The sequence below is a fragment of the Malaciobacter pacificus genome (assembly GCF_004214795.1).
Classification (GTDB): domain Bacteria; phylum Campylobacterota; class Campylobacteria; order Campylobacterales; family Arcobacteraceae; genus Malaciobacter_A; species Malaciobacter_A pacificus.
This window is the reverse complement of record NZ_CP035928.1, coordinates 2,631,559-2,657,991: the sequence shown is the minus strand read 5'-3', so window position 1 is coordinate 2,657,991 and position 26,433 is coordinate 2,631,559. Positions and strand designations below refer to the sequence as shown.

General features: G+C 28.1%; 25 protein-coding genes and 1 pseudogene. 10 read left to right on the top strand and 16 right to left on the bottom strand.

Going from position 1 to position 26,433, the window contains the following annotated elements:
- Window positions 1–259 precede the first annotated feature (259 nt).
- Window positions 260–724, top strand: a complete 465-nt coding sequence (gene ruvC, locus APAC_RS13205; protein WP_130234551.1) for a crossover junction endodeoxyribonuclease RuvC — start codon at window positions 260–262, stop codon at window positions 722–724.
- 49 nt (window positions 725–773) lie between these two features.
- Window positions 774–1,358, top strand: coding sequence for a phosphoribosylglycinamide formyltransferase (gene purN, locus APAC_RS13200; RefSeq protein ID WP_130234550.1), 585 nt, complete (start codon window positions 774–776; stop codon window positions 1,356–1,358).
- A gap of 22 nt (window positions 1,359–1,380) precedes the next feature.
- Here the strand turns inward: purN and APAC_RS13195 are convergent, their stop codons facing one another.
- Complete coding sequence (locus tag APAC_RS13195) at window positions 1,381–1,836, bottom strand: hypothetical protein (RefSeq protein WP_130234549.1); 456 nt, start codon at window positions 1,834–1,836, stop codon at window positions 1,381–1,383.
- A 73-nt stretch (window positions 1,837–1,909) separates the two neighbouring features.
- Window positions 1,910–2,524 carry a trimeric intracellular cation channel family protein gene (locus APAC_RS13190; protein WP_130234548.1) on the bottom strand — a complete coding sequence of 205 codons (615 nt, stop codon included), beginning with the start codon at window positions 2,522–2,524 and terminating at the stop codon, window positions 1,910–1,912.
- A 188-nt stretch (window positions 2,525–2,712) separates the two neighbouring features.
- Between APAC_RS13190 and APAC_RS13185 the strand changes: the two genes are divergently transcribed.
- From APAC_RS13185 to APAC_RS13175, 3 genes are all read left to right on the top strand, one after another.
- On the top strand, window positions 2,713–3,750 hold the full coding sequence (locus APAC_RS13185) for a c-type cytochrome (RefSeq protein ID WP_130234547.1): 1,038 nt from the start codon (window positions 2,713–2,715) through the stop codon (window positions 3,748–3,750).
- 9 nt (window positions 3,751–3,759) lie between these two features.
- Window positions 3,760–5,025 (top strand): FAD-dependent oxidoreductase, encoded by a 1,266-nt coding sequence (locus APAC_RS13180; protein ID WP_130234546.1) that lies wholly within the window; start codon window positions 3,760–3,762, stop codon window positions 5,023–5,025.
- Window positions 5,026–5,135: 110 nt separating this feature from the next.
- Window positions 5,136–5,891: a hypothetical protein gene (locus tag APAC_RS13175; protein ID WP_130234545.1), complete on the top strand. Its 756-nt coding sequence runs from the start codon at window positions 5,136–5,138 to the stop codon at window positions 5,889–5,891.
- Here APAC_RS13175 and APAC_RS13170 read toward each other — a convergent pair.
- On the bottom strand, window positions 5,888–7,252 hold the full coding sequence (locus APAC_RS13170) for an IS4 family transposase (RefSeq protein WP_130234544.1): 1,365 nt from the start codon (window positions 7,250–7,252) through the stop codon (window positions 5,888–5,890). The two genes, APAC_RS13175 and APAC_RS13170, sit on opposite strands and share 4 nt — an antisense overlap.
- A gap of 387 nt (window positions 7,253–7,639) precedes the next feature.
- Here APAC_RS13170 and APAC_RS13165 point away from each other — a divergent pair.
- Window positions 7,640–8,287, top strand: a pseudogene (locus APAC_RS13165) (HD-GYP domain-containing protein); the annotation flags it as partial.
- Between the two features lie 11 nt (window positions 8,288–8,298).
- Here the strand turns inward: APAC_RS13165 and APAC_RS13160 are convergent.
- The 9 genes from APAC_RS13160 to APAC_RS13120 are packed head-to-tail and all read right to left on the bottom strand — an operon-like array spanning window position 8,299 to window position 14,337.
- The gene (locus tag APAC_RS13160) at window positions 8,299–9,216 is read right to left on the bottom strand and encodes a glutaminase (RefSeq protein WP_130234543.1); all 918 of its coding nucleotides are present in this window, start codon (window positions 9,214–9,216) and stop codon (window positions 8,299–8,301) included.
- Window positions 9,217–9,234: 18 nt separating this feature from the next.
- On the bottom strand, window positions 9,235–10,092 hold the full coding sequence (locus APAC_RS13155) for a hypothetical protein (protein ID WP_130234542.1): 858 nt from the start codon (window positions 10,090–10,092) through the stop codon (window positions 9,235–9,237).
- Window positions 10,093–10,104: 12 nt separating this feature from the next.
- Window positions 10,105–11,295, bottom strand: coding sequence for an ArsS family sensor histidine kinase (locus tag APAC_RS13150; protein WP_130234541.1), 1,191 nt, complete (start codon window positions 11,293–11,295; stop codon window positions 10,105–10,107).
- A gap of 1 nt (window position 11,296) precedes the next feature.
- Window positions 11,297–11,959 (bottom strand): response regulator transcription factor, encoded by a 663-nt coding sequence (locus APAC_RS13145; protein ID WP_130234540.1) that lies wholly within the window; start codon window positions 11,957–11,959, stop codon window positions 11,297–11,299.
- Window positions 11,960–11,970: 11 nt separating this feature from the next.
- Window positions 11,971–12,339: a hypothetical protein gene (locus APAC_RS13140; RefSeq protein ID WP_228255926.1), complete on the bottom strand. Its 369-nt coding sequence runs from the start codon at window positions 12,337–12,339 to the stop codon at window positions 11,971–11,973.
- Complete coding sequence (locus tag APAC_RS13135; protein WP_237673356.1) at window positions 12,305–12,628, bottom strand: diheme cytochrome c; 324 nt, start codon at window positions 12,626–12,628, stop codon at window positions 12,305–12,307. The genes APAC_RS13140 and APAC_RS13135 overlap by 35 nt, the downstream gene beginning before the upstream one ends.
- A 19-nt stretch (window positions 12,629–12,647) precedes the next feature.
- Window positions 12,648–13,421, bottom strand: a complete 774-nt coding sequence (locus tag APAC_RS13130) for a cytochrome b/b6 domain-containing protein (RefSeq protein WP_130234538.1) — start codon at window positions 13,419–13,421, stop codon at window positions 12,648–12,650.
- A gap of 9 nt (window positions 13,422–13,430) precedes the next feature.
- Window positions 13,431–13,925 carry a diheme cytochrome c gene (locus APAC_RS13125; RefSeq protein WP_130234537.1) on the bottom strand — a complete coding sequence of 165 codons (495 nt, stop codon included), beginning with the start codon at window positions 13,923–13,925 and terminating at the stop codon, window positions 13,431–13,433.
- A gap of 10 nt (window positions 13,926–13,935) precedes the next feature.
- The gene (locus APAC_RS13120; protein WP_130234536.1) at window positions 13,936–14,337 is read right to left on the bottom strand and encodes a DUF1924 domain-containing protein; all 402 of its coding nucleotides are present in this window, start codon (window positions 14,335–14,337) and stop codon (window positions 13,936–13,938) included.
- A gap of 181 nt (window positions 14,338–14,518) precedes the next feature.
- Between APAC_RS13120 and typA the strand changes: the two genes are divergently transcribed.
- The 3 genes from typA to APAC_RS13105 all read left to right on the top strand — a co-directional run bounded on the left by typA (window position 14,519) and on the right by APAC_RS13105 (window position 18,539).
- Window positions 14,519–16,336: a translational GTPase TypA gene (typA, locus tag APAC_RS13115; protein WP_130234535.1), complete on the top strand. Its 1,818-nt coding sequence runs from the start codon at window positions 14,519–14,521 to the stop codon at window positions 16,334–16,336.
- 171 nt (window positions 16,337–16,507) lie between these two features.
- Window positions 16,508–17,872 carry a circularly permuted type 2 ATP-grasp protein gene (locus APAC_RS13110; RefSeq protein WP_130234534.1) on the top strand — a complete coding sequence of 455 codons (1,365 nt, stop codon included), beginning with the start codon at window positions 16,508–16,510 and terminating at the stop codon, window positions 17,870–17,872.
- 1 nt (window position 17,873) lies between these two features.
- Entirely contained in the window at window positions 17,874–18,539 is a 666-nt protein-coding gene (locus APAC_RS13105; RefSeq protein ID WP_130234533.1) for an alpha-E domain-containing protein, read from the top strand.
- Here APAC_RS13105 and APAC_RS13100 read toward each other — a convergent pair.
- From APAC_RS13100 to APAC_RS13090, 3 genes are read right to left on the bottom strand one after another with little or no spacing between them, the layout of a single operon-like run.
- Window positions 18,536–19,432 (bottom strand): transglutaminase family protein, encoded by an 897-nt coding sequence (locus APAC_RS13100; RefSeq protein ID WP_130234532.1) that lies wholly within the window; start codon window positions 19,430–19,432, stop codon window positions 18,536–18,538. The genes APAC_RS13105 and APAC_RS13100 overlap by 4 nt on opposite strands.
- A 3-nt stretch (window positions 19,433–19,435) precedes the next feature.
- A complete protein-coding gene (locus APAC_RS13095; RefSeq protein WP_130234531.1) occupies window positions 19,436–21,928 on the bottom strand; it encodes a circularly permuted type 2 ATP-grasp protein in 2,493 nt (830 codons plus the stop codon).
- Entirely contained in the window at window positions 21,929–25,294 is a 3,366-nt protein-coding gene (locus tag APAC_RS13090; protein WP_130234530.1) for a transglutaminase family protein, read from the bottom strand.
- A gap of 252 nt (window positions 25,295–25,546) precedes the next feature.
- Between APAC_RS13090 and APAC_RS13085 the strand changes: the two genes are divergently transcribed.
- Complete coding sequence (locus APAC_RS13085; protein WP_130234529.1) at window positions 25,547–25,963, top strand: Hsp20/alpha crystallin family protein; 417 nt, start codon at window positions 25,547–25,549, stop codon at window positions 25,961–25,963.
- Window positions 25,964–26,141: 178 nt separating this feature from the next.
- On the opposite strand, the gene APAC_RS13080 is transcribed toward APAC_RS13085, so the two are convergent.
- Window positions 26,142–26,426 (bottom strand): hypothetical protein, encoded by a 285-nt coding sequence (locus APAC_RS13080; protein WP_130234528.1) that lies wholly within the window; start codon window positions 26,424–26,426, stop codon window positions 26,142–26,144.
- Between the last annotated feature and the right edge of the window lie 7 nt (window positions 26,427–26,433).

Here is a 26,433-nt window from a genome sequence, read left to right as displayed (position 1 = left end):
ATATAATTAACTCTTTGTATTTCTAAATAGTAGATATTATATCTAATTTTTAATAAAATCTTTTCACATGTGTGAAAAGATGTGAATAATATGTGAAAAATATAGTGAAAGAAAAAAAATTATTATTAAAAAAAAGTTATACACATAGTGAATAAGATGTGAATAGTTTATATTCTTTAAGTGAAAATTTATAAATAAAATACCATTATATCGCTCTTTGAAGACGTGAATTAAAAATATACAAGAAAGTGTGAAAATAGTGAAAATATTAGGAATTGATCCAGGGACTAGAAATTGTGGTTATGCAATTATTGAAAAAAATGGGCGTGATTTAAAGCTAGTTGAGGCTGGATTAATCAAAATAAAAACAAAAATCTTACAAGAACAAATTGTAGAGATGACAGAAGGCTTCGACTTATTGTTTAAAAAACATAAAATTGATGAAGTTTCAATTGAAGATATGTTTTATGCTTTTAATCCAAAAACAGTTATTAAATTAGCTCAATTTAGAGGAGCTATTAGTCTAAAAGTATTACAAGAGTTTGGAAATTTTGCAGAATATACACCCTTGCAAGTTAAACAAGCAGTAACAGGTAATGGAAAGGCTCAAAAAGAGCAAGTTGCTTTTATGGTAAAAAGGTTATTAGGAATTAAAAAAGAGATTAAACCCCTTGATATTACTGATGCAATAGCAATTGCTTTAACACATGCTCAAAGGTTGTAAACTAATTTTAAAATAGATATAATTGCAAGCTTTAAAAATAGGATAGATTATGATTAAAATAGGAATATTAGCTTCTTATAATGGAAGTGGATTTGAAACATTACAAAAAGCAATTAATGATAAAAAAATTGATGCTCAAATAGTTGTAGTGATTACTAATAATACAAATGCAAAAGTACTAGAAAAAGCTGAGAAATACGATATTCCAAACTTCATTATCAATGATAAAAGATATCCGGGTCAGGACATTGATGATAAAATTACTAGGTTACTTTTAGAGTTTGGTTGTGATTATGTATTTTTATCAGGATACATGAAAAAAATAGAATCAAAACTAATTGCAGCATATCATAATAAAATAATAAATACTCATCCTGCGCTTTTACCTTCATCTTATGGTGGTAAAGGAATGTATGGAAGAAATGTACATGAAGCTATTATAAAAAATGGTGAGAAAAAATCAGGTGTAACAATCCATTTTGTAAATGAAGTTTATGATGATGGAGAAATTATTCTTACAAAAGAGCTTGAGCTTGATGATAATGAAACAGTTGACTCTTTAGAATCAAAAATAAAAGACCTAGAAAGTTTAGCTATTATAGAAGCTTTTCAAAAGGTTTTAGCTAACCACTAGCACGAATGCTAGTTTTGGTTAATTAAAATAGTGCTGTTAGTTCCTCAGCAGTTTTAACATATTTAATATCAGTTACTTTACCATTTTCTACAGAAATAACTGAAATCATCTCTTCTTTTACTGGGAAAATATCTTTATTTTCTTCATCAATAAATAGAATTGGGAACTCATATTTTTTCATTTTTGGCATAGCAAAAAATTTAGTAATTAGACTTGGCATTGCTGTAATATCAGCTACATATGCAACACTATTTGAAGTTAAGAATTCAGCTTTACCTTTAGCATTGATAACATCTCTAATAACAGAAGCTTCATCTTTTGAAGCACTAAAAATAATTGTTTTAATACTTCCATCTAAAGTATGTTCTTTTTCAAATTGATCTTTGATTTTTAAAGTTGGTATTTCACTTCCAGTTGTTAATGTACTAGCAAATAATCCAACAGCCAAAAAAGCAGTTAAAAGTAATTTTTTTAACATTAAATCTCCTATAATTTTTTTAAAGTGGACAAATTTTATCTTAAAAAGGTAAACAAAAGGTTAAGGAAAAAAATTAATCTTTAGATAGAGTTGGTAAATGCCAGTTTTTATAGTATGCTAAAAGTCTTAAAGCTACACCAAAAATAAATACAATGATTAAACTACCTAAGCTTTTTAATTCTAAAAGATGAAGTCCATAAACTATAAGACCTACTATAATTGCAACAGTTGCATAAAATTCAGATACTAAAATTGAAGGAACTCTGTTTATAAGAATATCTCTAATAGTACCACCGCCAACTGCTGTTAGAAAAGCAAGAATTAATACACCTAAGAAATTAAAATCATTTTGAATAGCTATTAATGATCCAGTAATAGCAAAAGATACTAATCCTACTGCATCTGATATAATAAACGCAGTTTTTCCTTCTAAATCATCAATCTTATGAAGTTTAAATAGAAGTGAAATTAAAACAGTAGCAATTACTAATATTACAGGTAATGTGTCAGTAAAAACATAAGGTGTTCTATCTGCAAGTACATCTCTAATCATTCCACCACCAAGGGCTGTTAAAAAAGAAGAAATGAATACACCTAATATATCAAGGTTATAGTGAACAGAGATTAAAAATCCACTAAGTGCAAAACAAATAATTCCGATAATATCTGCAATCTCTAAAGCACTCATAAATTTTCATCCTTTATATATAATCATACATACCTTGTATTGAGGGTGTATTATACAAAAAATATACTAAAATTGTTTTTTTAATATTAATAATATAATAAATTATTGTAAACTAAATGTAAAGAATATTTAAATATTAGATGCTTTAAATTGACATTTTTCTTTTATAATGTAGAAAAGGAGAGAAAATGGCTTTAACAAAATCTAAAATTTTTACCTATTCTTTTAGTATGGTAATGGCTTCGTTTTTTGTTGGTTGTGGAGGAGGTGGAGGTTCAACATCAACTTCAACAACTTCATCATATAGTGTATCAGGAACTGTTCCTGGAACTTTAATTGAAGCATATTGTAGTGATGGAAGTTTTTACTCTACATCTTCAACTAATAATGGAACAAGTGAGCATCCATTTTCACTTGATTTACCAGTTGATGCAGAATGTAAACTTGTAATGATTACAAATGAAACAGCAACTAATCCAGCTGATTACATAATCACACCAATTGAAATTGAAAATGATTCTGTTATAGGTACTTATCTTAAAATTGATAAAGATATAGATTTAGGAAATGTACCTTTAGAAACACCAAATGTAAATTCAGGTTGGACACCAGGGGTTAGAACTCCTCTAAAAGTTACTATTAATGGTCAAACCTTAACTGTAAAATCACTGGCAAACGATCCAATGGATGATGATAATGATGGTATACCAAATGTTTATGAAGATGATGATAATGATGGAAAAACAAATAAACATGACGATGATGATGACAATGATGGTATCAAAGATGTAGATGAGGATATTTCAGATCATGATCATGATGGTATTGATGATATCTATGACAATGATGATGATAATGATGGTATCAAAGATAGTGATGATGACGATGATGATGGAGATGGAATTTCTGATTCTACTGAGGATAGCTCTCATGATGATGACGATGATAATGAAAATGACTCAGATGATAATTCATCTAATGAAAACACATCTACAACTGTAACTTTACCAACTTCATTTACTGTAAATGATGGAAGATTATTAGGAAGCCAGTGTGCTCAATGTCATGGTACTAATGGAGTTTCAAGTTCTAGTTTTGACTCAATTAAAGGTGAAGATAATCTAACACATGAAATTTATGATGATGACCCAATTATGAATGCACAAGCTAAAGGTTATACATCAAGCGAAATAATTGCCATAGAAAACTGGCTAAATAATCAATAGGAGTAAATGATGAAAAGTACAATTAATAGAAGAGATTTTTTAAAGTTTTTAGGTTTTAGTACAGCATCATTTGTTCTAACTCCTAGTTTATTAAAAGCTGCAACTAATCCTAGTATTGTAGTTGTTGGTGGAGGTTTTGCAGGAGCAACTTGTGCAAAATATTTAAAACTATGGGGTGGAAGTAGTATTGATGTTACAGTTATTGAAGAGAATGCCAATTACGTTTCACCAATATTAAGTAACTTAGTTTTAAATAGTCAAAAAGTAATTGGTGATATTACATTTGGATATCAAAATCATGCCAATACATATCAAATAAATATGGTACATAAAAAGTTAGTAACTATTGATAAAGATAATAAATCTTTAATTTTAGATGATAGTTCAACTTTAAGTTATGATTATTTAGTCTTAGCTCCAGGAATTGATTTTAGTCCAGTTTCTGGTCATGATTTTACAAAAGTTCCACATGGTTGGATTGCTGGGACTCAAACAACACTTTTAAAACAACAAATTGATACTATGGTTGATGGTGATGAATTTGTAATGTCTATTCCAAAATCTCCATATAGATGTCCTCCTGGACCTTATGAAAGAGCTTGTGTAGTTGCGCATTATTTAAAAAATGTAAAAGGATACTTAAACTCTAAAGTAACAGTTTTAGATGCAAATGCAGATATTATAGTTGAAAAAGATACTTTTGGAAGTGCCTTTACATCTTATGGAGTTGATTATATTCCAAATGCAACAGTAACAGCTGTAAATAGCGATACAAAAACTGTAACCTATGATACTTTATTAAATAGTGGTATCACAAAAACTGCAAAAGTATTAAATATCATTCCAAATCAAAAAGCAGCTTCTTTGATATTTGATGCAGGATTAAATAGTGGAAATTGGGCAAGCGTTGATGCAATTAGCTATGAATCAACTATTACAAGTGGAATTTATATTATAGGGGATTCTCAAGGAACATCTCAACCAAAAGCAGGGCATATAGGAAATGCTGAAGCAAAAGTTTGTGCAGATGCGATACTTAGAAAGATAAATAATGTTGCACTATATGCTAATCCAAAAACAAACTCTGCTTGTTATAGTCCAATCTCAACTACTCAAGCTTCATGGTTAACTGTTGTTTATGAATATGATTCAACTACAAAAGATATGAAACCTGTTAGTGGAGCAGGTTATCCAACAGCGGGAAGTGCTAGTAGTACAAATTATAAAGATATGTTTAGTTGGTCTACAAACTTATTTAAAGATACATTTTATTAAAAGTTTTCCATTATTGGAAAACTTTTAATATTTATTTATTTTAATCTCTATATAAATTATCAATCAAATATGTTATACTAAAATTATTTTAGGAATTAGGTAAATTAATTATGTGTATTAAAAGTATTGTAAAAGTTAGTTTTGTAATTATAAGTTTAGTTATTTTTATGATTGGATTAATAAATACTATAATGATTTTCCAAATAAAAGAGAATAATGAGATTAGTAAATCAATTAGCAGCTTAATATTTATGCAAGAAAGTATGCATGAGTTATTAAAAGACAGTTCGAATTTAAAAGATGTTTCAATTCTTGAACTTAATAAAGAAAGATTTATCAATTATGAATTAAATTTTGAAAAAATAGAAGAGTTTTTAACAAAAAATACAGAAAATGATTTTATAGATTTATTTATAAAAGATATTCATCAAAAAGAATTGATTCAAAAAAATTTAAATATTTTATTTAATAATGAGAAAAAGATAGAAAATACATTTTCTAAAATCTATAAATTACAAAATAAAGAAATTATTTTAAATAAAGAGTTTAAAAAAATATATCCTTTGGAAAGTTCAAAAAGAAAATCACTAGAAAATGAAATAACAAGTTTTAAAAATTATGAATTTTTAAAACTTTATGCTGATATTAAATACTATAGTAAGGAGACACTTTATCAGTATAGAGATATAGAAAGTTATAATAAGTGGATTATTGGAATTGAAAATTTAAATAATGAATATAATTCTAAATTACTAAAAGAATATACAAAAATAGCTAAAGAGATAGGTGAAATCACCATTGCATTAAAAGAGATTGAAAAAGAAAAAATTTCATTAAAAAAGAATATTATTAATGTAATTACTTAACTTTCGCACCTAAAACCAAGCAATTTTCCAGTCACATCTCTTAATAGATCAATGATAGCTGTAAAATCCTCATTTCTATTGACAACTTCTTCAATTTTTGCAATCTCATCTAAAATAGCTAAAAATGCTTGCATAGCTATTGCTAGAGTATGAAGTTCACATTCTAAATCTCTAAACAATCCACCAATTGTTTTAGGTTCATTGCTGATACGATTTATATAGCTAACAACATTGTATGTAAAAAAAGATAGTGTAATTCTGGCTATCAAAGCTTCATAGATTCGATTCTCTTCTTTTCCGAATCCAAAGTGTTCACGAAGTTCTTTATACCCTTGTTCTATATCCCATCGTCTTTTATAAATATCTATAATCTCTTCATCACTAAGTATAAGATTGGTTGATACGATTGGTATTAAATTCTCTTTTGTTTTTATAAAAACAATTTTTAATTTACCAGCTTTTTTATGTTCAACTATGGTTGAAAAATACTCAAACTTTATCTTTTTGCCATATTGACCCATCTTGATAGATTTAAGCTTTTTAAATTTGTTATAGATGCCATCAAGGGTCTTTTTCTCTCCTGTAAAATTCCATATCCTGTCATTGTTTACCATTCTTGAAATGACTTGCAATCCAAGTTCATTCATAGTTTCTATAAATACAGGTTTAGAATACCAGCTATCTACAAGCAGATAATCTGCATATATACCACTAGCTACTGCTCTTTTAATCATCTCTATAGCAATTTGTGATTTCCCTTTTAAGCTTTCCAATCTTCGCTTATGTGCATTGGTTCGATGATCAATAATATTTGTAAACTCTTCTATCTTTACCCTTGCATAACTGTTCATAGCAATTGCAAAGTCCAACATAAAATTTGAATAACCATCACTATAGTTTAGTGATACAACATTTACACCTCTGATTTTTCTCTTTGCTTTATTGCTCCAAAGGTTGTCACAACTTCCCTCTATATTTTTACCAACTTTATCTTCAACAGTATCATCAAGTATAAGAACTCTTACTAGCTTTGAATCTTGCACTTTATGAAGTAGTGATAAGATCTTTAAAGAACTAAGAGATAATAGTTTTCTCCAATTATAAGAAGTATTGGAAAGTAATCGATAATATACATCTTTTTTGAAACTATCATTACTTTGATCCATAAAGGTTGATATTTTTTTATTCATAACCAGCATATATACAAAATGTAATACAACCATATGAACAGCAACTCCCTCTTTTTTAGAAAAATTGCTCTTGGTTAAAATAGTTTTCATATTTAACAAACGTAATGTTTCATAGATTGGATTTTTTAACTTATCGTTTATAATACCGATGATCTTGGATTCTATCTGCATTCTTACCCTTTAATATAATAGATATTATAGCTAAAAGTGCCTATTTAAGGGCTTTATTGAGAGTTCAAAATAGAAAAATATCATAGAAAAACAACTAAATTATTTTTATGTCAACAAGGATAAGATTATTAACTAAAGGAGTAATGTTTTAGGGAGATTTAGCTACAATTTTAATCAATTTAACGTGCGAAAGTTAAGGTAATTAATCAAAGTAAAGAGCTTGGTGTATTTATAGAAAATGATATTAAAGAAAATACTACTAAGTTTATCAATTTCGTATATTCAACAATTGTTTTTTTAATCCTATTTATTTTGATATTTATATCAGTTCTCGGGTTTAAAGTTTATAAAAATGTAGGTTTATCAGTTGATGAGATTGAAGAAAAAGTAAAAGAGGGAATTGAAGAGATAAAAAATCTGAACAATGAAATAGAAAGCACTCAAAAAGAGGTTGTATTTACGATGGGTGCTATTGGTGAATCAAGAAGTAAAGAAACAGGTAATCATGTAAAAAGAGTTGCTGAATATTCTAAACTATTTGCTTTATATTATGGTTTATCAAAAGAAGAAGCAGAACTTTTAAAACAAGCAAGTCCAATGCATGATATAGGTAAAGTAGCTATTCCTGATGCTATATTGAATAAACCTGGTAGATTTGATGAAAATGAAAGAGAAATTATGAATACCCATGCTATGTTGGGCTATGAAATGTTAAAGCATTCAAAAAGACCAATATTAAAAGCTGCAGCTATAGTTGCAAAAGAACATCATGAAAAATGGGATGGTACAGGTTATCCAAATGGAATAAAAGGTGAAAATATTCATATTTATGGAAGAATAACAGCACTTGCAGATGTTTTTGATGCTTTAGGAAGTGATAGAGTTTATAAAAAAGCTTGGGATGATGAGAGAATATTTAGTTTGTTTAAAGAAGAGAGAGGTAAACATTTTGATCCAAAACTTGTAGATATATTTTTTGAAAATTTAGATGAATTTAAAAAAATTAGAGAAAAATTAAAAGATGTAATTAATTAGAATAAATTCTATTAGAAAATTGAGAGATTAGTTTTTGTAGTAAATAATTCTAAGGCTTTTGTACCAACTAAAGAGTTTCCATAATTATTTAATTTTGGTGAATATACACAAATTGCCATTTTTTGTGGAACAACTGCAACTATTCCTCCTCCCACTCCACTTTTTCCAGGAAGTCCAACTTTGTATGCAAAATCTCCTGAAGCATCATAATGTCCACAAGTTAACATTACTGAGTTAATTCTTTTTGCTTTTGATGAGCTAATAATCTCTTCATTTGTAAGTGGATTTATTCCATGATTTGCTAAGAATAGCACAGCCCGTGATAGTTGTTGAGTGTTCATCATAATTGAACATTGTTTAAAGTATGTTTGTATTACATCATCTATTTTATTATGAATATTATTATAACTTCTAATCATGTTTATTAGTGCAAAATTTCTAAAACCATGTTCTAATTCAGACTGAAATATCTCTTCGTTAATATTAATTGAATCATCATTGCAAACTTCTTTTATAAAGTTTAAAATAGTTTTAAAAGTGTTATCTTTATAAATTGATACTAAAGTATCAGCTGTAACTATTGCACCAGCATTTATAAAAGGATTTCTTGGAATACCATTTTCATACTCTAACTGAACAAGTGAGTTAAAAGGATCACCAGATGGTTCATGTCCAACTCTATCATAAAGTTTTTTCCCATAATAGTTTAATGCTAAAGTAAATGTAAATAGTTTTGAAATACTTTGAATAGAAAACTTAAAATCAGTATCACCTATGTTATAACTTGTTCCATCAAACATCATAATACTCATAGCAAATTTATTATCATCGACATTTGCAAGAGCTGGAATATATGAAGCAACTTTACCTTCATTAAGTAATGGTTTAATTTCTTTTTCTATTTCTTCTAAAACTGCTTGATAATCCAAATTAACTCCAATAAAAAATTAAGATTTATAAAAATAAAAACAGATAGTAATTATAAAAATAAAACCAATTAAAATAAAATCTTTTTTTATGACTTTTTTATCTAGTATCATAGCAGATATAATTTGAGAAATTCTTTTTGATATAGTTACAAACTCTACTGACATCAAAGCAGCTGCTAAGAAAAATAGTGAAAAATAAATAGGCCATAAAAAGTAAAATACAATATCTTTTAAAGTGATAGTTTTTTGTTCTTTATTTTTTCCTTTTTGTGAAAGGATAAAAAAGTTTATAGTGATTACCACTTGAATAAAACTATATATTAAAAAGCCATTATATGTTTGGACTGTTTTAACAGCAAAATACATTGTATTTAATAGTACAAAAAGTAAAAGAATAAGAAGCTTTAGATTTTTGACTTCTTTGTTTTTTATTTTTGAAATATAGTAAATAGAAGTTAAAATAAATAGAGTAAAACTAAAAATAAATGCTTCAATAAAGGACTCATATTTGATATCCAAACTAGAATCAAAACTAAATATTTGGTTATAAAAATATGCCATAATAGGCATTAGATAAATTGTTGAAAACACAAACATATTTACCATGGTGTAGTTGTTTTTATTTTGATTATAGTTTTCTCTATACAAATAAAAAACACCTATTTCTAAAAAACATAAGATATAAAATTTATAATCTTTTAAAAATAGAAAATCTTCATTTTTAAATCCAAAAAATGTTAGATAAATTAAAAAAAGAGTAACACTAGAAATTAAAAACATTATTGAAGATTGAAAGTTTTTATTATCTTTTGTATTAATTCTTTTGTAAATAAAGTTTTCCAAAAAAGCATGGAAAAACATATAGATAAAGCTCATAAAAATACTTTGTTATTTAAAATCAATTTGGAATATATTATATCCTTGGGCGTAATTATAGTTTAATTTATATTTATGTTTATCAATTACTTTTTTAACTATTGATAATCCAAGTCCAAAACCATTTCTAGCAGTTGACTCTTGGGTAAATGGTTTTAAATAGTATTCTATTTCTTGTGACAGTTTTTCACCTTGATTTTTTATGATTATTGAGTTTTGCTTTACTTCAATTATTACTGGAAGTTTTGTTGAGTATTTTAAAGCATTATCAATTAAGTTTTTAACAGCTTTTGTTAAATAGTATAAATCACCATTAATTTTAAAATTATCATCTAAAACTAAATCAATTTTTGATTCATCATCAATATAAAGTTTGTCTAAAGCCTCAATAATCAGTGTTTCACTCTCAAAAGTAGTTTTTTCAAGTTCATTAGAGTTTAGTTTCTCAAGTTCAATTAGCTCATTTGTTAAAGTCTCTAAATCAATAAATATTTTTTGAAGTAGCTCTTTTTGTCCTTCATCATCTATTTTTTCAACGGCAAATTTACCTTTTGTTATAGGAGTTCTAAGTTCATGACCAATATCCCTTAATAACTCCTCTTTTGTTTTTATTTGATTTTCTAAATTATTTGCCATATTATCAAAGGTTTTAGATAATAATCCTATTTCATCTTTTGAGTTAATATTTGTTCTTGATGTAAAATCACCATTTGAAAATGAAGTGATTTTTTTAGTTATGACTTTTAGTGGTGATAATAGTTTTAGAATATATAAAAAGATTAAAATTAAAGCAATAATATCAAGTGATATTAGTATATTTAAAATAGTCTTATCATTTAAATTCTCTTCATCTGGTGTTTTTAAAAAGTACTCTTCATCTAAATAATTAATATAAATTATAAACTCATCATCAAAAGTCTCTTTTAAGATTTTTATTTTCCCAAAAGTATAATTTCGTTCATAAATAATATTTGAATTAAAACTATATTTTTCAATAGTTTTTAATTTATTTGCTTCAATTATTTCATTTACTTTTGTTTTGTTTTCTATATTTTCAAATATATTATCTACGATTTTTATATATTTCTCTTTTACTAGATTATCAATTCTTTTTGCATTGATTGAATCCATCCAAGACCCAATAATTGCCATTAAAATAAGGCTAATTAAAAATAAAATACTAAGTTTTCTAAAAATCGACATATTAACCTACAAATTTATATCCAACACCCCAAACAGATTTGATATATTTTGGATTTTTAGAATCATCTCCAATTTTATATCTTATGTTTGAAATATGCATATCTATTGTTCTATTTTTTGTATTTTCATCTAAACTAGTAGCATTTAGGATCTGTTCTCTAGAAGAGATTTTATTTATATTTTGAGTTAAAAAACAAAAAATCTCAAACTCAATTTTTGTAAAATCAATAGGAAAATCATCAATACTAACTGTTCTATTCTCTTTATCAATTTCAAATTCTGCTATTTTTACTTTTTTTGAAAGGGTTCTTTTTAATATATGCTCAATTCTTAAAACCAATTCTCTTGGTTCATAAGGTTTTGCAAGATAATCTTCAGCTCCTAGTTCAAAGCCATGTATTTTATTTCCTATATCACCACGTGCTGAAGAGATAATAATAGGTAAATCTTTTATACTTTTTATCTTTTTAAATAAATCAAATCCATCCATTCCAGGAAGCATTAAATCAAGTATTACTAGCTGGAAATCCTCTTTATTTAAAGCATTTAATGCATCAGTTGGCATTGAAAAAGCTATGCATTCAAAGTGATAGTCAGCTAGATAATCAACTATAAATTTTTGGATTTGTAAATCATCTTCAATTAATAATATTTTTCTAGTCAATTTCCCACTCCTCATGATATTTTGCAAATTTCTTTTCTTTGTTTTTTATTTAAAATATTAAATATCTCTTCCATTCTTTGAGTTTGAAGTTCTATTGCTTTTGTATGAATAATTGTTAGTATTTTTGTATATCTCTCACTATTGAAAGTTTCTTCTTTTATTAAATCTTCTAACTCATCTTCTCTGTCTTCTTTAAACTCATAAAACTCTTCATATTTGTTTTTATATTTAATTAAAATAGTTCTCATTTGTTTGATTTGATTAGTATCTAATTTTAAATACTCTAAATTTTTATATTTGTGCTCTTTGTAATGGTCATCATCGGCATTTAAAAATATAAACAGACTACTTAAAATCAGAAAGATTTTTAATATTTTCATTCTCTATTAATCCTTTTTCAATATCACTATGACAAGCTTTACAATTTGCTTTACTTTGAATTTGTTCATGTTTAAATAGTTTGGGGTCAATTTTTTTATGAGTTTTCTCCCAATAAGTTGTTTGACTCATAGCTATTATATCTTTATTCCCAATTGAATTCAAAAACTTCAAACTAGCTTGTTTGCTTGAAGTTTCTGCACTATTTTTTAGTAAAAAATCTAAGATCTCTTTTGTATCTTTTGCATCTAAGGATGCATCATCTCCAAAATGATTTTCTAAATTACCCATAAGTTTTACCCAAGAGTGTTTAGGCAATAAATTTGGAGGGATACAGAGTATGACATGATGCACACTCATTTACAAAAAGTTCATTTTGAACACTATAATCAACACTTTTAAAAACTGAAGCAGTTAATATATTTTTAGGACTTGAGATATTAAAAATCAAAAAACTAATAAATATTATAAGCATAATAGTCGCAAAGGCTTTTTGATAAATATTTAATTTAACTTCTACTTTTTCTTCTGTCATTTTATAACCATTTGCAATGGAGTTTAAAGTTTTATTTTTACCATGAAGTAGTTTATCAACTAATACTCCACCTAAGTGAGCAGCAATTAAAGCCAAAAGAATACCTGTAAAAAATTCATGAATCTCTTCGAATAGTTCCATATCTTTAAAATATGTTGCATTTAAAAATGATGCTATTCCTCTACCTTCTTGAATACCATATGCTAAAATTCCACTAATGATAGTTAAAAACACTGTAATTAATATTGCTATCATCACATAAGAAGCAGCAGGATTATGTCCTATATATTTTGACTTATCACTAAATATCTCTTTTGAAAACTCTTTTAGATTCTTTTTTCCCAAAGGAAACTCTTTAAATTTAGAGTGAGAAGGACCTATAAATCCCCAAATAACTCTAAAGAAAAGTAAAATAAATATTGCATAACCAATGATTGCATGGTATTGTAATAAATTATCTTCATCACTTAAAAATGCAAACAAAATAAATATTGCAAAAAAAGCGTGAAAAACTCTAGTTGGTAGTGTCCAAATATATGATTTATTCATATCTAATCCTTAATCATCCCATCTTCCATAACCTGGGATTCTTATATCTCTCTCACTGTAAATACCTTTTTTTGCAGTTGTATGACAAGCAGTACAATTTGAAAGGGTTTTTACTTTATCTTGAGTTATTAATCTTTTTGGAATTTCTCTATGTTTTCTAATAATATATGGAACTTTTGTAATAGAATTAATATCTTGTGTATAAGAAGCAAGACTGTTTACAATTCTTCTACTTCTTTTGTAGTTCATTGCTTTTTCAGCACTATTTTCCATAATATATTTATAAATCTTATCAAAATCTTCTTGGTCTAAACTAGCATCCGTTCCAAAGTGATTCGATAAGTTATTCATAACTTTATCCCAAGATTTAGAAGGTAAAAGTCCTGGTTGATACCCAAAGTGACATGAAGCACACTCATTTATATATAATTCATTATTAACAGGCTTAACTCCTGCAGCATTTAAAATACCAATAAAAAGTAAGAGACTAAATATATATTTCATAATAAATCCTTTATTTAGTTATGATGTATGTTACTACATCGCCTTTTTCTTTTGCTGTTCCAACTCTGTTGTAAACATCATTAAAATTTCTTTTTAACCATTTTTCAATATTTTTTACTTTTGTAAATCTTTTTGGATTGGCTTTTGGTGAAAGCGGTTTTATAGTTTTACCTGTAAAGAAGTTTTTACTAGATTCATTTAGATTTATTCCATGACATGATGTGCATGATATCTCTTTACCTTTTTTCCCAATATGTTTTGATGTGAAAATTTCTTCACCTCTTTTATAATCAAAACCTTTAAAGTTTGGCTCATTTTTTAATACTTCAGTTTTAAGTGAATTTAGATAATCATCAACTACATTTGCATTACTTATACTAAAAATTAATAGTACTGAAACTAAATACTTCATATTTTCTCCTTTTGATATTGCAAGTATAAGAAAAGAAGTTAAAGCTATGATGTAAAGTCTCTTTACATTTTCTTGACAAAATATTACAGTACAGTAACAAGATTTAAGTATTTTTTAAAATAACAAGAGCTTTTAAGCATATTTTCAGTATAATCGCGAAAATTTTAATCAAAGAGAATAAATGAGAGACATTAGAAATATTGCCGTTATCGCACACGTTGACCACGGTAAAACAACATTAGTAGATGAATTATTAAAACAATCTGGAACTTTCGCAGCTCACACACAAGTTGATGAAAGAGTTATGGATAGTAATGCAATTGAAAAAGAAAGAGGTATTACTATTCTTTCTAAGAATACTGCAATTGATTACGAAGGTGTAAGAATTAACATCATTGACACTCCAGGACACGCCGATTTTGGTGGAGAAGTTGAGAGGGTTTTAAAGATGGTTGACTGTGTATTATTACTAGTTGACGCACAAGAAGGTGTTATGCCTCAAACAAAATTCGTTGTAAAAAAAGCATTATCTTTAGGTCATAAGCCTATCGTTGTTGTTAATAAAATTGATAAACCAGCAGCTGACCCTGAAAGAGTTGTTGATGAGGTATTTGACCTATTTGCTGATATGGATGCAAATGAAGAACAATTAGAGTTCCCTGTAATTTATGCAGCTGCTAGAGATGGTTATGCAAGATATGAAGCAAATGATGGAAATATGGATTTAAAACCATTATTTGAAACTATTTTAGAAAAAGTACCAACTCCTCAAGGAAGCGAAGATAATGGTCTACAACTTCAAGTATTTACTCTTGATTATGATAATTTCATTGGAAAAATAGGAATTGCTAGAATTTTCAACGGTACTATTTCTATGGGTGAAACTGTAATGCTTGTAAAAGCAGATGGTGAAAAAGTAAAGGGTAGAGTAACTAAACTTATTGGATTTAAAGGTTTAGATAGAGTTGAAATTCAAAAAGCAGGAGCAGGTGATATCTGTGCTGTTGCAGGTTTTGAAACAATTGATGTAGGTGATTCACTTTGTGACCCAGCTAACCCAATGCCACTAGATCCTATGCACATTGAAGAGCCAACACTTTCAGTTACATTTGCAGTAAATGATTCTCCATTAGCAGGAACTGAGGGTAAATTTGTTACTTCAAATAAAATTGATGAGAGATTAAAATCTGAAATGAACACTAATATTGCTATGAATTATGAGCAAATTGGTGAAGGTAAATTTAAAGTAAACGGAAGAGGTGAACTTCAAATTACTATTTTAGCAGAGAACATGAGAAGAGAAGGTTTTGAGTTCTCTATTGGTAGACCAGAAGTAATTACAAAAGAAGAAAATGGTGTAACTTATGAGCCATTTGAGCACCTAGTAATTGATACACCAGATGAGTTCTCTGGAGCAATTATCGAAAAACTTGGTAAAAGAAAAGCTAATATGACAAACATGGTTCCAATGGGTTCTGGGTTTACAAGATTAGAGTTTGAAATTCCTGCAAGAGGATTAATTGGTATTAGAACTGAGTTCTTAACTGAAACAAAAGGTGAGGGTGTTATGAACCACTCATTCTTAGAGTTTAGACCATATTCTGGAACAGTTGAATCTAGAAAATATGGAGCATTAGTTTCTATGGAAAATGGAGAAGCTTTAGGTTACTCAATTTTCAACTTACAAGATAGAGGTGTTATGTTTATTAAACCTCAAGATAAAGTATATGTTGGAATGGTAATTGGTGAGCATGCAAAATCTAATGACTTAGATGTTAACCCAATCAAAGGTAAAGCACTTACAAACGTAAGAGCATCTGGTAGTGACGATGCTATTAAATTAGTTCCACCAAGAGCAATGTCTTTAGAAAATGCATTAGAGTGGATTGAAGAAGATGAGTTAGTTGAAGTTACTCCTTTAACAATTAGAGTTAGAAAAAGAGATTTAGATCCAACAGTTAGAAAAAGAGCTGCAAAAAAAGCTAAATTTGCTGAATAATTTAGACCTCAAATAATTTATAAAGGGAAGAGATTATGGTCTTTTCCCTTTTTTTATGACTTTTCCCTCCACTTCATGATTATTTTTTATACATAAAAATTACAAAATGATTATATTATTAACATTTATCTTATAATTTAAGTACTACAATATTCTAGTTGGAGGTGTAAGTTGTTAGATGATAAGAATAAGTTAAATGAGTTGTTTTGGGAAATCTTCTCAAAACAAGATAGAACAAAGATTGATGAATTCCAAAGATATATGGATAAATTTGCTGTAAATTTTAATCTATATAAGGATGGTAATTTTATAGAAAGGTCATTACCTTTTGATGTTATTCCAAGAATTATTGGCTCTGAAGAGTTTGATAAGATGGAAAAAGGTTTATCACAACGTATAAAAGCACTAAATCTTTTTTTAGAAGATTTATACACTGATAAAAAAATTGTTAAAGATGGAATTATTCCAAAAGAGTTCATTTATGAAGCAACTGGTTATCTAAAAGAACTAGAAGGCTTCTCTCCTAACAAAAAATTAAGAACCCATATTAATGGTATTGATTTAGTAAAAGATGTGGTTACCAATGATTGGGTTATTTTAGAAGATAATCTAAGAGTACCAAGTGGTGCTAGTTATCCACTATCAATTAGAGATACTTATAGAAAACTCTATCCTGAGTTTTTTGAAAAACTTAAAATTAAGCCTATTAAGCAATATCCTTCTATTTTAAGTAAGGCTATGGATTATGTAAACACTGGTGGAATAAACGTTGTTTTAACACCTGGTAGATTTAATTCTGCATACTATGAACATGCATATTTGGCTAAAAAAATTGGTGCTCAACTAGTAAGAAATACGGAACTTACTGTTAAGAATAAAGTTTTATATTTCAAAAACTATAATGGAAAACTAATTAAAGTTGGTTCTATTTATAGAAGATTAGATGATGAGTTTTTAGATCCTAAATTCTTTAATAAAGATAGTTTAATTGGAGTTCCTGGAATTATGGAAGCATATTTTGCTGGTAATGTATCGATTATGAATGCACCTGGAAATGGAATTGCTGATGATAAAGGTATTTACTACTTTGTTCCAAAAATGATTAAATACTATTTAGGTGAAGATCCAATTCTAAATAATGCTCCTACATATCTTCCTTACTTTGAAGAAGATAGAAAATATGTATTTGATAATATGGAAAAATTAGTAATAAAAGATGTTGCTGAAGCTGGTGGTTATGGTGTAATGTTTGGTCATAATATGTCAAAAATCCAAATTGAAGATTTAAAAACTTTAATTGCTGCAAATCCAAGAAGATTTATTGCACAAGAGTTGATTGAATTCTATGATGAAGAGTGTTTTATAGATAATGAAGTACTTCCAAGAAAAGCTGACTTTAGAGCTTATGTAGTAATGGATGAAGAACCAACTGTATGGCAGTGTGGTTTAACAAGATATGCAATGGAAGCGGGTAATTATTTAGTTAATTCATCACAAGGTGGTGGATTTAAAGATACTTGGGTTATGGAGGACTAATATGGATCAAATATTAACAGCAAATGTAGCATCAAATCTTTATTGGTTTGGTAGATACTTAGAAAGAATTGAAGCAACACTAATTGAAGTTGTTTATCATTTTGATAGAATAATTGATATTGATAAAGATTCTGGAAAAGATTTTTATAAGATTTTAGGAGTCGATTTAGAATATACTGATGCAAAAGATTTTTTAAATAAAGCTATTTTTGGTGACCACCAATCTAATTTAAATCAATTAATGAGTTATGCTAGAGAAAATGCAATTATTTCAAGATCAAACATGGATACAGAAGCATTTGGTTCAGTTATTGAGCTAGCTGATTTACTTAAGCATTCAAGTCATACTAGTTTTAATGTTGATTGTAGATATATTGATTATGTACTATCATTAATTAGTGAAATTTGGGGTGAATTAACAAGAAAACAAAAAAGAAATACAAGTGATTACTTTATTAGGCTTGGTAAATTAGTTGAGAAAGTTGATTTTCATACTAGACTTGAAAAAGATAAAGAGTTTTCAATAGTTTTAATGGAAGAAATTGATCAAATAGTTAGTATCTTAGCTCCTGATGCACAGTTTAAACCCCATGATGAAAATGATTCATTTGAGGTTATATTAAACTCAATAAACTCAAAAATAAATAAAATTATTGTAGAAGATTAATCTTTTAATCTTTCTACATTAACCCTTACATTTAGTTTACTTTTTTGACCGCTACTTTGAACAACACCTTTTAGTGGTGCAATATCATTGTAATCTCTACCATAGCCTAAAATAATATACTCTTCATTTGGAATTTTATTGTTTGTTGGGTCAAAATCTGCCCATCCAAAACCTGGAATATAAATAGAGAACCAAGCATGTGATGCATCAGCTCCGAATAGTTTTTCTTGACCTTCTTGAGGATAAGTTTGGATATAACCACTTACATATCTTGTTGGTATTCCAATACCTCTTAAAGCAGATATTGCAAACTGCGCAAAATCTTGACAAACACCTTTTTTCTCTTTAAAAATAGTTTCGATAGGAGTTGTAATATCACTAAATCCTGATACAAATTTAAACTCTTTAAAGATTCTACTCATAAACTCATTTGTTGCATTAAATAGTGTTTTATCCTCTTTAAATATTTCTAAAATATACTCTTTTATTTCACTATTTGCATTTGGGATAGAGTTTGTTTCTATTAAGAATAGTTTCTCTAAAGCATCTTCTTTATTATGTTTTGAAAGTCTATCAAGTGCCTCTTTAACAGTAATTTTAGTCTCTCTTAGTTTTTTCTCATTCTCTTTTATTTTATCTACATCTCTAAATACTTTTGATTTTGCTGTTACATTTAAAGTTTTATGGGCTTCTCTTATTAGCATAAAGCTATTTTTATTTTCAAAATAGTCTTTAAACTCATTTACTTCAAAAGGCTTTGGAGTAATCTCTAAGTTATAATCCAAAATCTCTTGTGTGTCACATTTTTTTGGTTTTAGTCTTGCAATATTATGACTAAATGTTACTAGTGAATCATATTCAAATGTTGTTTCGTGGAAAATTTCATATATCATTTATTACTCGTTATAGTGTGAAAAATATGTTTTTGTTAACTCTTCAGATGTTGAAGATAGCAAATCATCAATTTGAGATAGAAACTTATCTAGATTTTTATAAATTGCATCTTCTTTACCAATTGAAATTAGTTTAGGAATATTTGTTAGTTTTAATTTTGTATAAATCTTAAAAATAGGTTCTTCATAATTTGATAATTGAGAATTTTTATGATTATTTGGTAATTCATCTAAACTCTCTTGTAAATTATTGATGATATAAATCAAAGATTTTGGGTATTTATTGTTAAATAATAAGAACTCTATTACATTTTCTAAATTAACAGTTGACTGGTAATGTGCTCTATATGAGTTATAACTCTCATAAGAATTAAGCATAGAATCTAAGATATCATATTGCATTAAAGTGTCATATTTAGATGTTAAAAGTGATCTTAATTTTGAAATTAAAAGCTGTGAAGTCTCTATTTTAACACCAATATCAAAGATAATTAAACCTTGTTCTTTAAAGATACTTTCATCAATTAGTTCTTTATAAGCCATTAGATATATTAGTAGTTTATCGAGCTGGTTTATCTCTTCTCTACTTGAAGTAAACTCATTTTTTTTGTGTTTATTCCACTCTTTTGTCATTCTTTCAAATATTCTCCAAGCTTCCATTGTTAGAAGGTTTTTGATATTTGCATTTACATTTGACAGCATCATAAGTGTAAATGATAAACTTCCAGCTCTATTTTCATCTTTTATAACTGAAACAATCTCTTTAAAAGCATGAATCTCTTCATTTTCTTCTAAGAACCCTGGATAAGTCATAGTTAGATGAGTTAAACATTTATTTAATACATTATTTGTGTTTTCTGCATAATTAGACTCTTCATATCTATTTGCATTTAAAAGTGACTTTAGATTAAACCTAAGCATCCTTGCTGTTGTAATTGCTCTTTCTAAATATCTTCCTAACCAAAATAGATTTTCTGCTCTTTTAGTAGTGATATTTTTAAGTCTTGAATCAATAAAATCTTTTTCTTTGAAAATTGTTTTTACTTCTTGCTCTTTATCTTCACCTAAAATCCATAGGTCTTTGCTAGTCCCACCACTTTGGTTTGAAACAACAAGCTCATCTTTTTTACTTGAGACTCTAACTAAACCACTTGGCAGTATTTCATATCCATCTTCATGCTGATAAGCAAATGTTCTAATAACTGCATTTCTAGGTTCAATTTTTCCCTTTTCATATGATGGAACTGTTGAGAAATCAATAATTTCTTGACCTACATATTGATTAGGATTTTTTAGAATCTCTTTTTTTAAATCCTCTAATTGAGTTTTTGAAAGTTTATTTCCAATATAAGTCTTACTTTTTATTGATTTGTCTACTCTTTTAATGATTAGATTTTCTAGATGTTTAAGTACAAAATCAAGCTCTTTTTTCTGCCCACACCACCATGTAGCGATTTGAGGTAAGATTAATTCTTCATCTAAAAAATATTTACAAAGGTTATTCATAAATGGGTTTAAACCTAAGTTTTCAAGTATTCCAACACCAATTGGATTTACCATAGAAAGTTGGTCATTTCTTAATACATTTACTAAACCTGCTACCCCTAAGTATGAATCACTTCTTAGTTCTAATGGATCACAATAAGGAGAATCAACTCTTCTTAGCATAGCATCAACTTTTTTTAATCCACTTAAAGTTTTAAGCCATAATTGGTTGTTTTTCACAAGTAAATCTTGACCTTGAACTAACGTAAGATTTAAAAATGAACTTAAATATGAGTGCTCAAAATAAGTCTCATTATAAGGACCAGGAGTTAATAAAGTAATAAGTGGATTTTCTGTTTTTTGTGAAGCAAAAGATTTTAAACTATTTTTAAAACCTTCCACAAAGTTTGCGATTTTATGAATTTTTACTTTTGGATATAAATCAGTTATGATTGAATTCATAGTAAGTCTATTTTCAATAGCATATCCAAGTCCAGAAGGAGATTGAGTTCTATCTCCTGTTACCCAAAACTTTCCATCAGGACCTCTACTAATATCAGTAGCATAATATTTCATATTGTAGTAGTCTTCATTTTTGAAATTAAATACAGAAGTTAAGTAATTACTATGGGCAAATATAATTTCAGCTGGAACAATTCCATCTTTGATTAATTTTTGCTCTGTATATAAATCTTTGAAAATTAGATTTAGTAGTTTTGCACGTTGCTTTAAACCCTTTGTAATTTCATCCCATTCCTCTTTTTTTAAAACGAAAGGAATCGGGTCTAAATTCCATCTTCTATTATTTCCTTCAGGGTCATTATAAATATTATATGTAACCCCGTTGTCTTCTAATCTCCAATCAATTTCAGTTTGCTTTTGCTCTAGTTTTTCTAAACCAGCATTTTCAAGCTTTTTAGCAATATCAACCCAATGCTCTTTTATGTTTTGTTCTTTGTCAAACATCTCATCGAAAGAACTCTCTTTTTTGTATTTATCAAAAATTGACATCTACTTTTTTGTCCACCTTTGTCTTAAATCTAATGTATGCGGATACTCTTTATTTTTTGGCATCTCTTTAAAGTAAAGTTTTTTACTTCCTTTTTTAATAGATAATGTTCTATTTGCTTCAAAAGCAAAAATAGAGTTACTCTCTCCTCCAAGTTCTGGTTGATGAGATTCTACAGTACCTTGAGAGTGATTGAAGTCCCAATATCTATTAATTCTTCTAGATTCTGCCTCATAAGAGTTTACAGGGAATGTATCATAACTTCTTCCACCTGGATGTGAAACAAAGTAATTAAATCCACCAATTGATCTTGTATTCCATTTATCTATTATATCAAAAGTTAAAGGTGTATCAACTTTAATTGTTGGATGAAGTGCTGACCATGGCTGCCAAGCTTTATATCTAACTCCTGCTACGTATTCTCCTTCAACATCAGTTGCACTTAATGGAACTTGCACACCATTACAAGAAACTACATACCTTTGAGCATTAAAATTTTCAATTTTAATTTGTAATCTCTCTACTGATGAATCAACATATCTTGCAGTTCCTTGAGAACTTGATTCTTCACCAAGTACATGCCATGGCTCAATTGCAGATCTTATCTCAACAGGCATTCCTTCAACCATAGTCATACCATGTAATGGGAATCTAAACTCAAAAAATGGGTCAAACCAATCAAGTTTGAATTCATAACCTTCATCATTTAAATATTGAACAACACTTCTTAAATCCTCTTTTACATAATGCTCAAGTAGGAATTTATCGTGTAGTCTTGTTCCCCATCTAACTAAATCATGTTTATAAGGTCTTTTCCAAAAACATGAAACTAAGGCTCTAACTAATAACATCTGTAAAAGTGCCATTTGTGAGTGAGGTGGCATATCAAAAGCACGTAACTCTAAAATACCAAGCCTTCCTGTGCTACTATCTGGTGAATAAAGTTTATCTATACAAAATTCACTTCTATGTGTATTTCCAGTAATATCTGTTAACATATGTCTAAATAGTCTATCTGTTAGCCAAAATGGTACATCTCCAGTTTCAGGAATTTGAGAGAAAGCAATCTCTAATTCATATAGATTTTCCATTCTTCCTTCATCAACTCTAGGTGCTTGTGAAGTAGGCCCTATAAATGCTCCTGAGAATAAATAAGATAATCCTGGGTGATGTTGCCAGAATGTGATTAGACTTCTAAGTAACTGAGGATTTCTAAGTAGTGGTGAATCTTCAGGTTTAGCTGCACCAATAGTTACGTGGTTACCTCCACCAGTTCCTGTATGTCTTCCATCAATCATAAATTTTTCAGTACCTAATCTACATTGTCTAGCATCTTCATAAAGATTTAGTAAGTTATCACTTAACTCTTTCCATGAGTGAGCTGGTTGGATGTTGATTTCAATTACACCTGGGTCTGGAGTAACTTTGATTCTATCTGTTCTTAAATCATGTGGAGGTTCATAACCTTCAATAATTACAGCTATATCTAATCTTTTTGCAGTCTCTTCAATAGAAGCAATTAAATCTAAGAATGGTTCAGTTTTTTCAATTGGTGGTAAAAAAATACAAAGTTTCCCATCTCTAATCTCCACTGAAAGAGCAGTTCTAACAAATGCAGAGTATTTATTTTTGATTGTAGTTTTTTTGCTCATCTTTTTAGCTCTTTTTTGAACTTTTGAGATGTATTCACCAAGAGATGGATAAGAAGCAAATAAATCATTTTCAAACTCTTGCTCTAATTCTACTTGAGGTTTAACCATTAATGATTCTAGTGGAAGTCGCAGCCCTAGTGGAGAGTTACCAGCACCTAAGAAAAGATGACCACGTCTAAATTCCCATTGAGAAGTAATCCATTTAGTTGTACCAAAACTTAGAGGTAAAACATATCCAACTTCTTCATTTAATCCTTGAGATAGTTTTTGTGCAATAGTCCTTCTCTCTAATGGATCTTTTAAATCAAACTTAAGTGGGTCAATATCAATTGGAAGCTCTGCTTCTTTCATAATATAATAAATTGGATCTTCATATGCTGGAATTATATTTTCATCACTTACCCCTAAAACTAATGATAAAGTAGATAAAAATTTCTTAGCATCTTCAGTTGTATATGGATAAGTTTTATTCATATTAGCTAGTAAATCTGGATTTTCCCATACAGGTTTTCCATCTTTTCTCCAATAAACAGTAGTTTGCCATCTAGGAAGTGGCTCACCTGGGTACCATTTACCTTGTGCATGGTGTAGTAAACCCCCATTTGTAGTTGAATCAAGAAGTTTTCTAGATAAATTATTTGCTAATTCTCTTTTATGAGGTCCATCTGCTTCACTATTCCATTGTGCTGATTCCATATCATCAATTGATACAAAAGTAGGCTCACCTCCCATTGTAAGCCTTACATCATTCTCTTCTAAATCTTTATCAACCTTAAATCCAAGTTCATAAATAGCATCCCATTGCTCTTGTCTATAAGGTTTCGTAACTCTAGGAGACTCAAAGATTCTAGTAACACTATTATCAAAGAAGAACTCTGTTTCACACTTATCACTAAATCCTTCAATAGCGTGGGCACTATCATAGTGTGGAGTACAAGCTAGTGGTATGTGACCTTCCCCTGCAAATAGTCCACTTGTACTATCAAGTCCAATCCATCCTGCACCTGGAATATAAACTTCTGTCCAAGCATGTAAATCTGTAAAATCTTCTTCTGGTCCACTTGGTCCATCTAGTGATTTAACATCAGCTGTTAATTGAACTAAATATCCTGATACAAATCTAGCAGCAAGTCCTAGGTGTCTTAAAACTTGAACAAATAGCCATGCAAAATCTCTACAAGAACCAAGTTTCTTTGTTAGTGTTGTTTTACATGATTGTACACCTGGTTCTAATCTTACTGTGTAGTTTAAATGATTATAAATTAGTTGATTTACTTCAACTAGAAAATCAATAATAGGTTTCTCTTTTCTATCAATTTTATTTACAAAATCTTTTAATATTTTTGTTTTTTCATCAACTTTTAAATAGGGTTTTAACTCTTTTTTTAACTCTTTTTTATACTCAAATGGAAAATCTTTTGCACTATCTTCAACAAAGAAATCAAAAGGATTTAATGTAATTAAATCTGCGATTATTTCAACATCAATTGAAAATTCTTTAGTTTTTTCAGGAAAAACAATTCTTGCTTGGTAGTTTCCAAATGGGTCTTGTTGCCAGTTTAAAAAATGATTTTCTGGTTTAATTTTTAGTGAATATGCTTCGATTGGAGTTCTACTGTGTGGGGCAGGTCTTAGTCTTATAATATGAGGTGAAAGTGAAATATTTCTATCATATTTGTATTCTGTTTTGTGAGAGATCGCTACTTTTAAGGCCATTTAGATTCCTTTTTATAAATGTCCTTAATTATACAAAAATATATTGATTTAGTAGTTTAAGTAGTTGTATTGGAAATATACAATTTTATAATTTAGCACTTATCTAAGGTTTATAAAGCCTTTAAAATAGGACTTATGGCAATTATTTTATTTATAATTAGCACTTGATATTGACAAGTGCTAAAAAAATTGTTATAATTCCATCAACTTGATAAAATTTATATCAAGAAAGTTTAATTTTAGGAGAAAAAAATGTTAATTACAAAATTTGATCCATTTAGACAATTAAAAGAAATAGAAAGAAATTTATACAATTATCAAAATAATAATGAATCCGTAAGTGGCTTTGTCCCGGTTGTTAATACAAGGGAAGGTGAAAATTCATATTACATTGATGTTGATTTACCTGGAGTAAATAAAGAAGATATAAAAGTCGATTATAACAAAGGTGTTTTAACAATCAGTGGTGAGAGAAAAACGAAAGAAGAAGTTAAAGAAGAGGATTATTACAAAGTAGAAACTTACTTTGGGAAGTTTTCAAGAAGTTTTAATTTACCTGAAAATGCTGATATAGAGAATATTGAAGCAAAGAGTGATAATGGAGTTTTAGAAGTAATAGTACCTAAATTAAAAGATGAAAAAAATATTAAAACTATTACAGTAAAATAAGAAGGTTTTCCTTCTTATAAAAAGGAGGATTAAATGAGAGAAATCAAAAAAAATATACAAAATATCGATAGAACAGACTATATAATACTAACAGCTATATACACAATTTCAATAATTTCAACAATGTTTTTAGTGGCTAATTAAGTAAGAAGATTATCTTCTTACTTAAAAGTAGGGCTTATCTATTTTTTTTCAAATATTCAAAGGCAACTTCGATACATTGGCCATGAACATAGTTATTAACAAATTTTTCATCATTTAAATATGAAAATCTTGTTAAATAGTTTTTAGTTTCAGCTATAACATACCCTTTTTGTTTTTCAAATTCAGCTGTTTGATTTAGGGCTTCAATCCCTAAATCTGTACATTGTACTTTTATCTCTTCATTGATCTTTTCAAAATTAATCTCTGAAGCATTTACACATAATGATAAAGCTGCAATTAATAGTAAATTTTTAATCATATTGTTT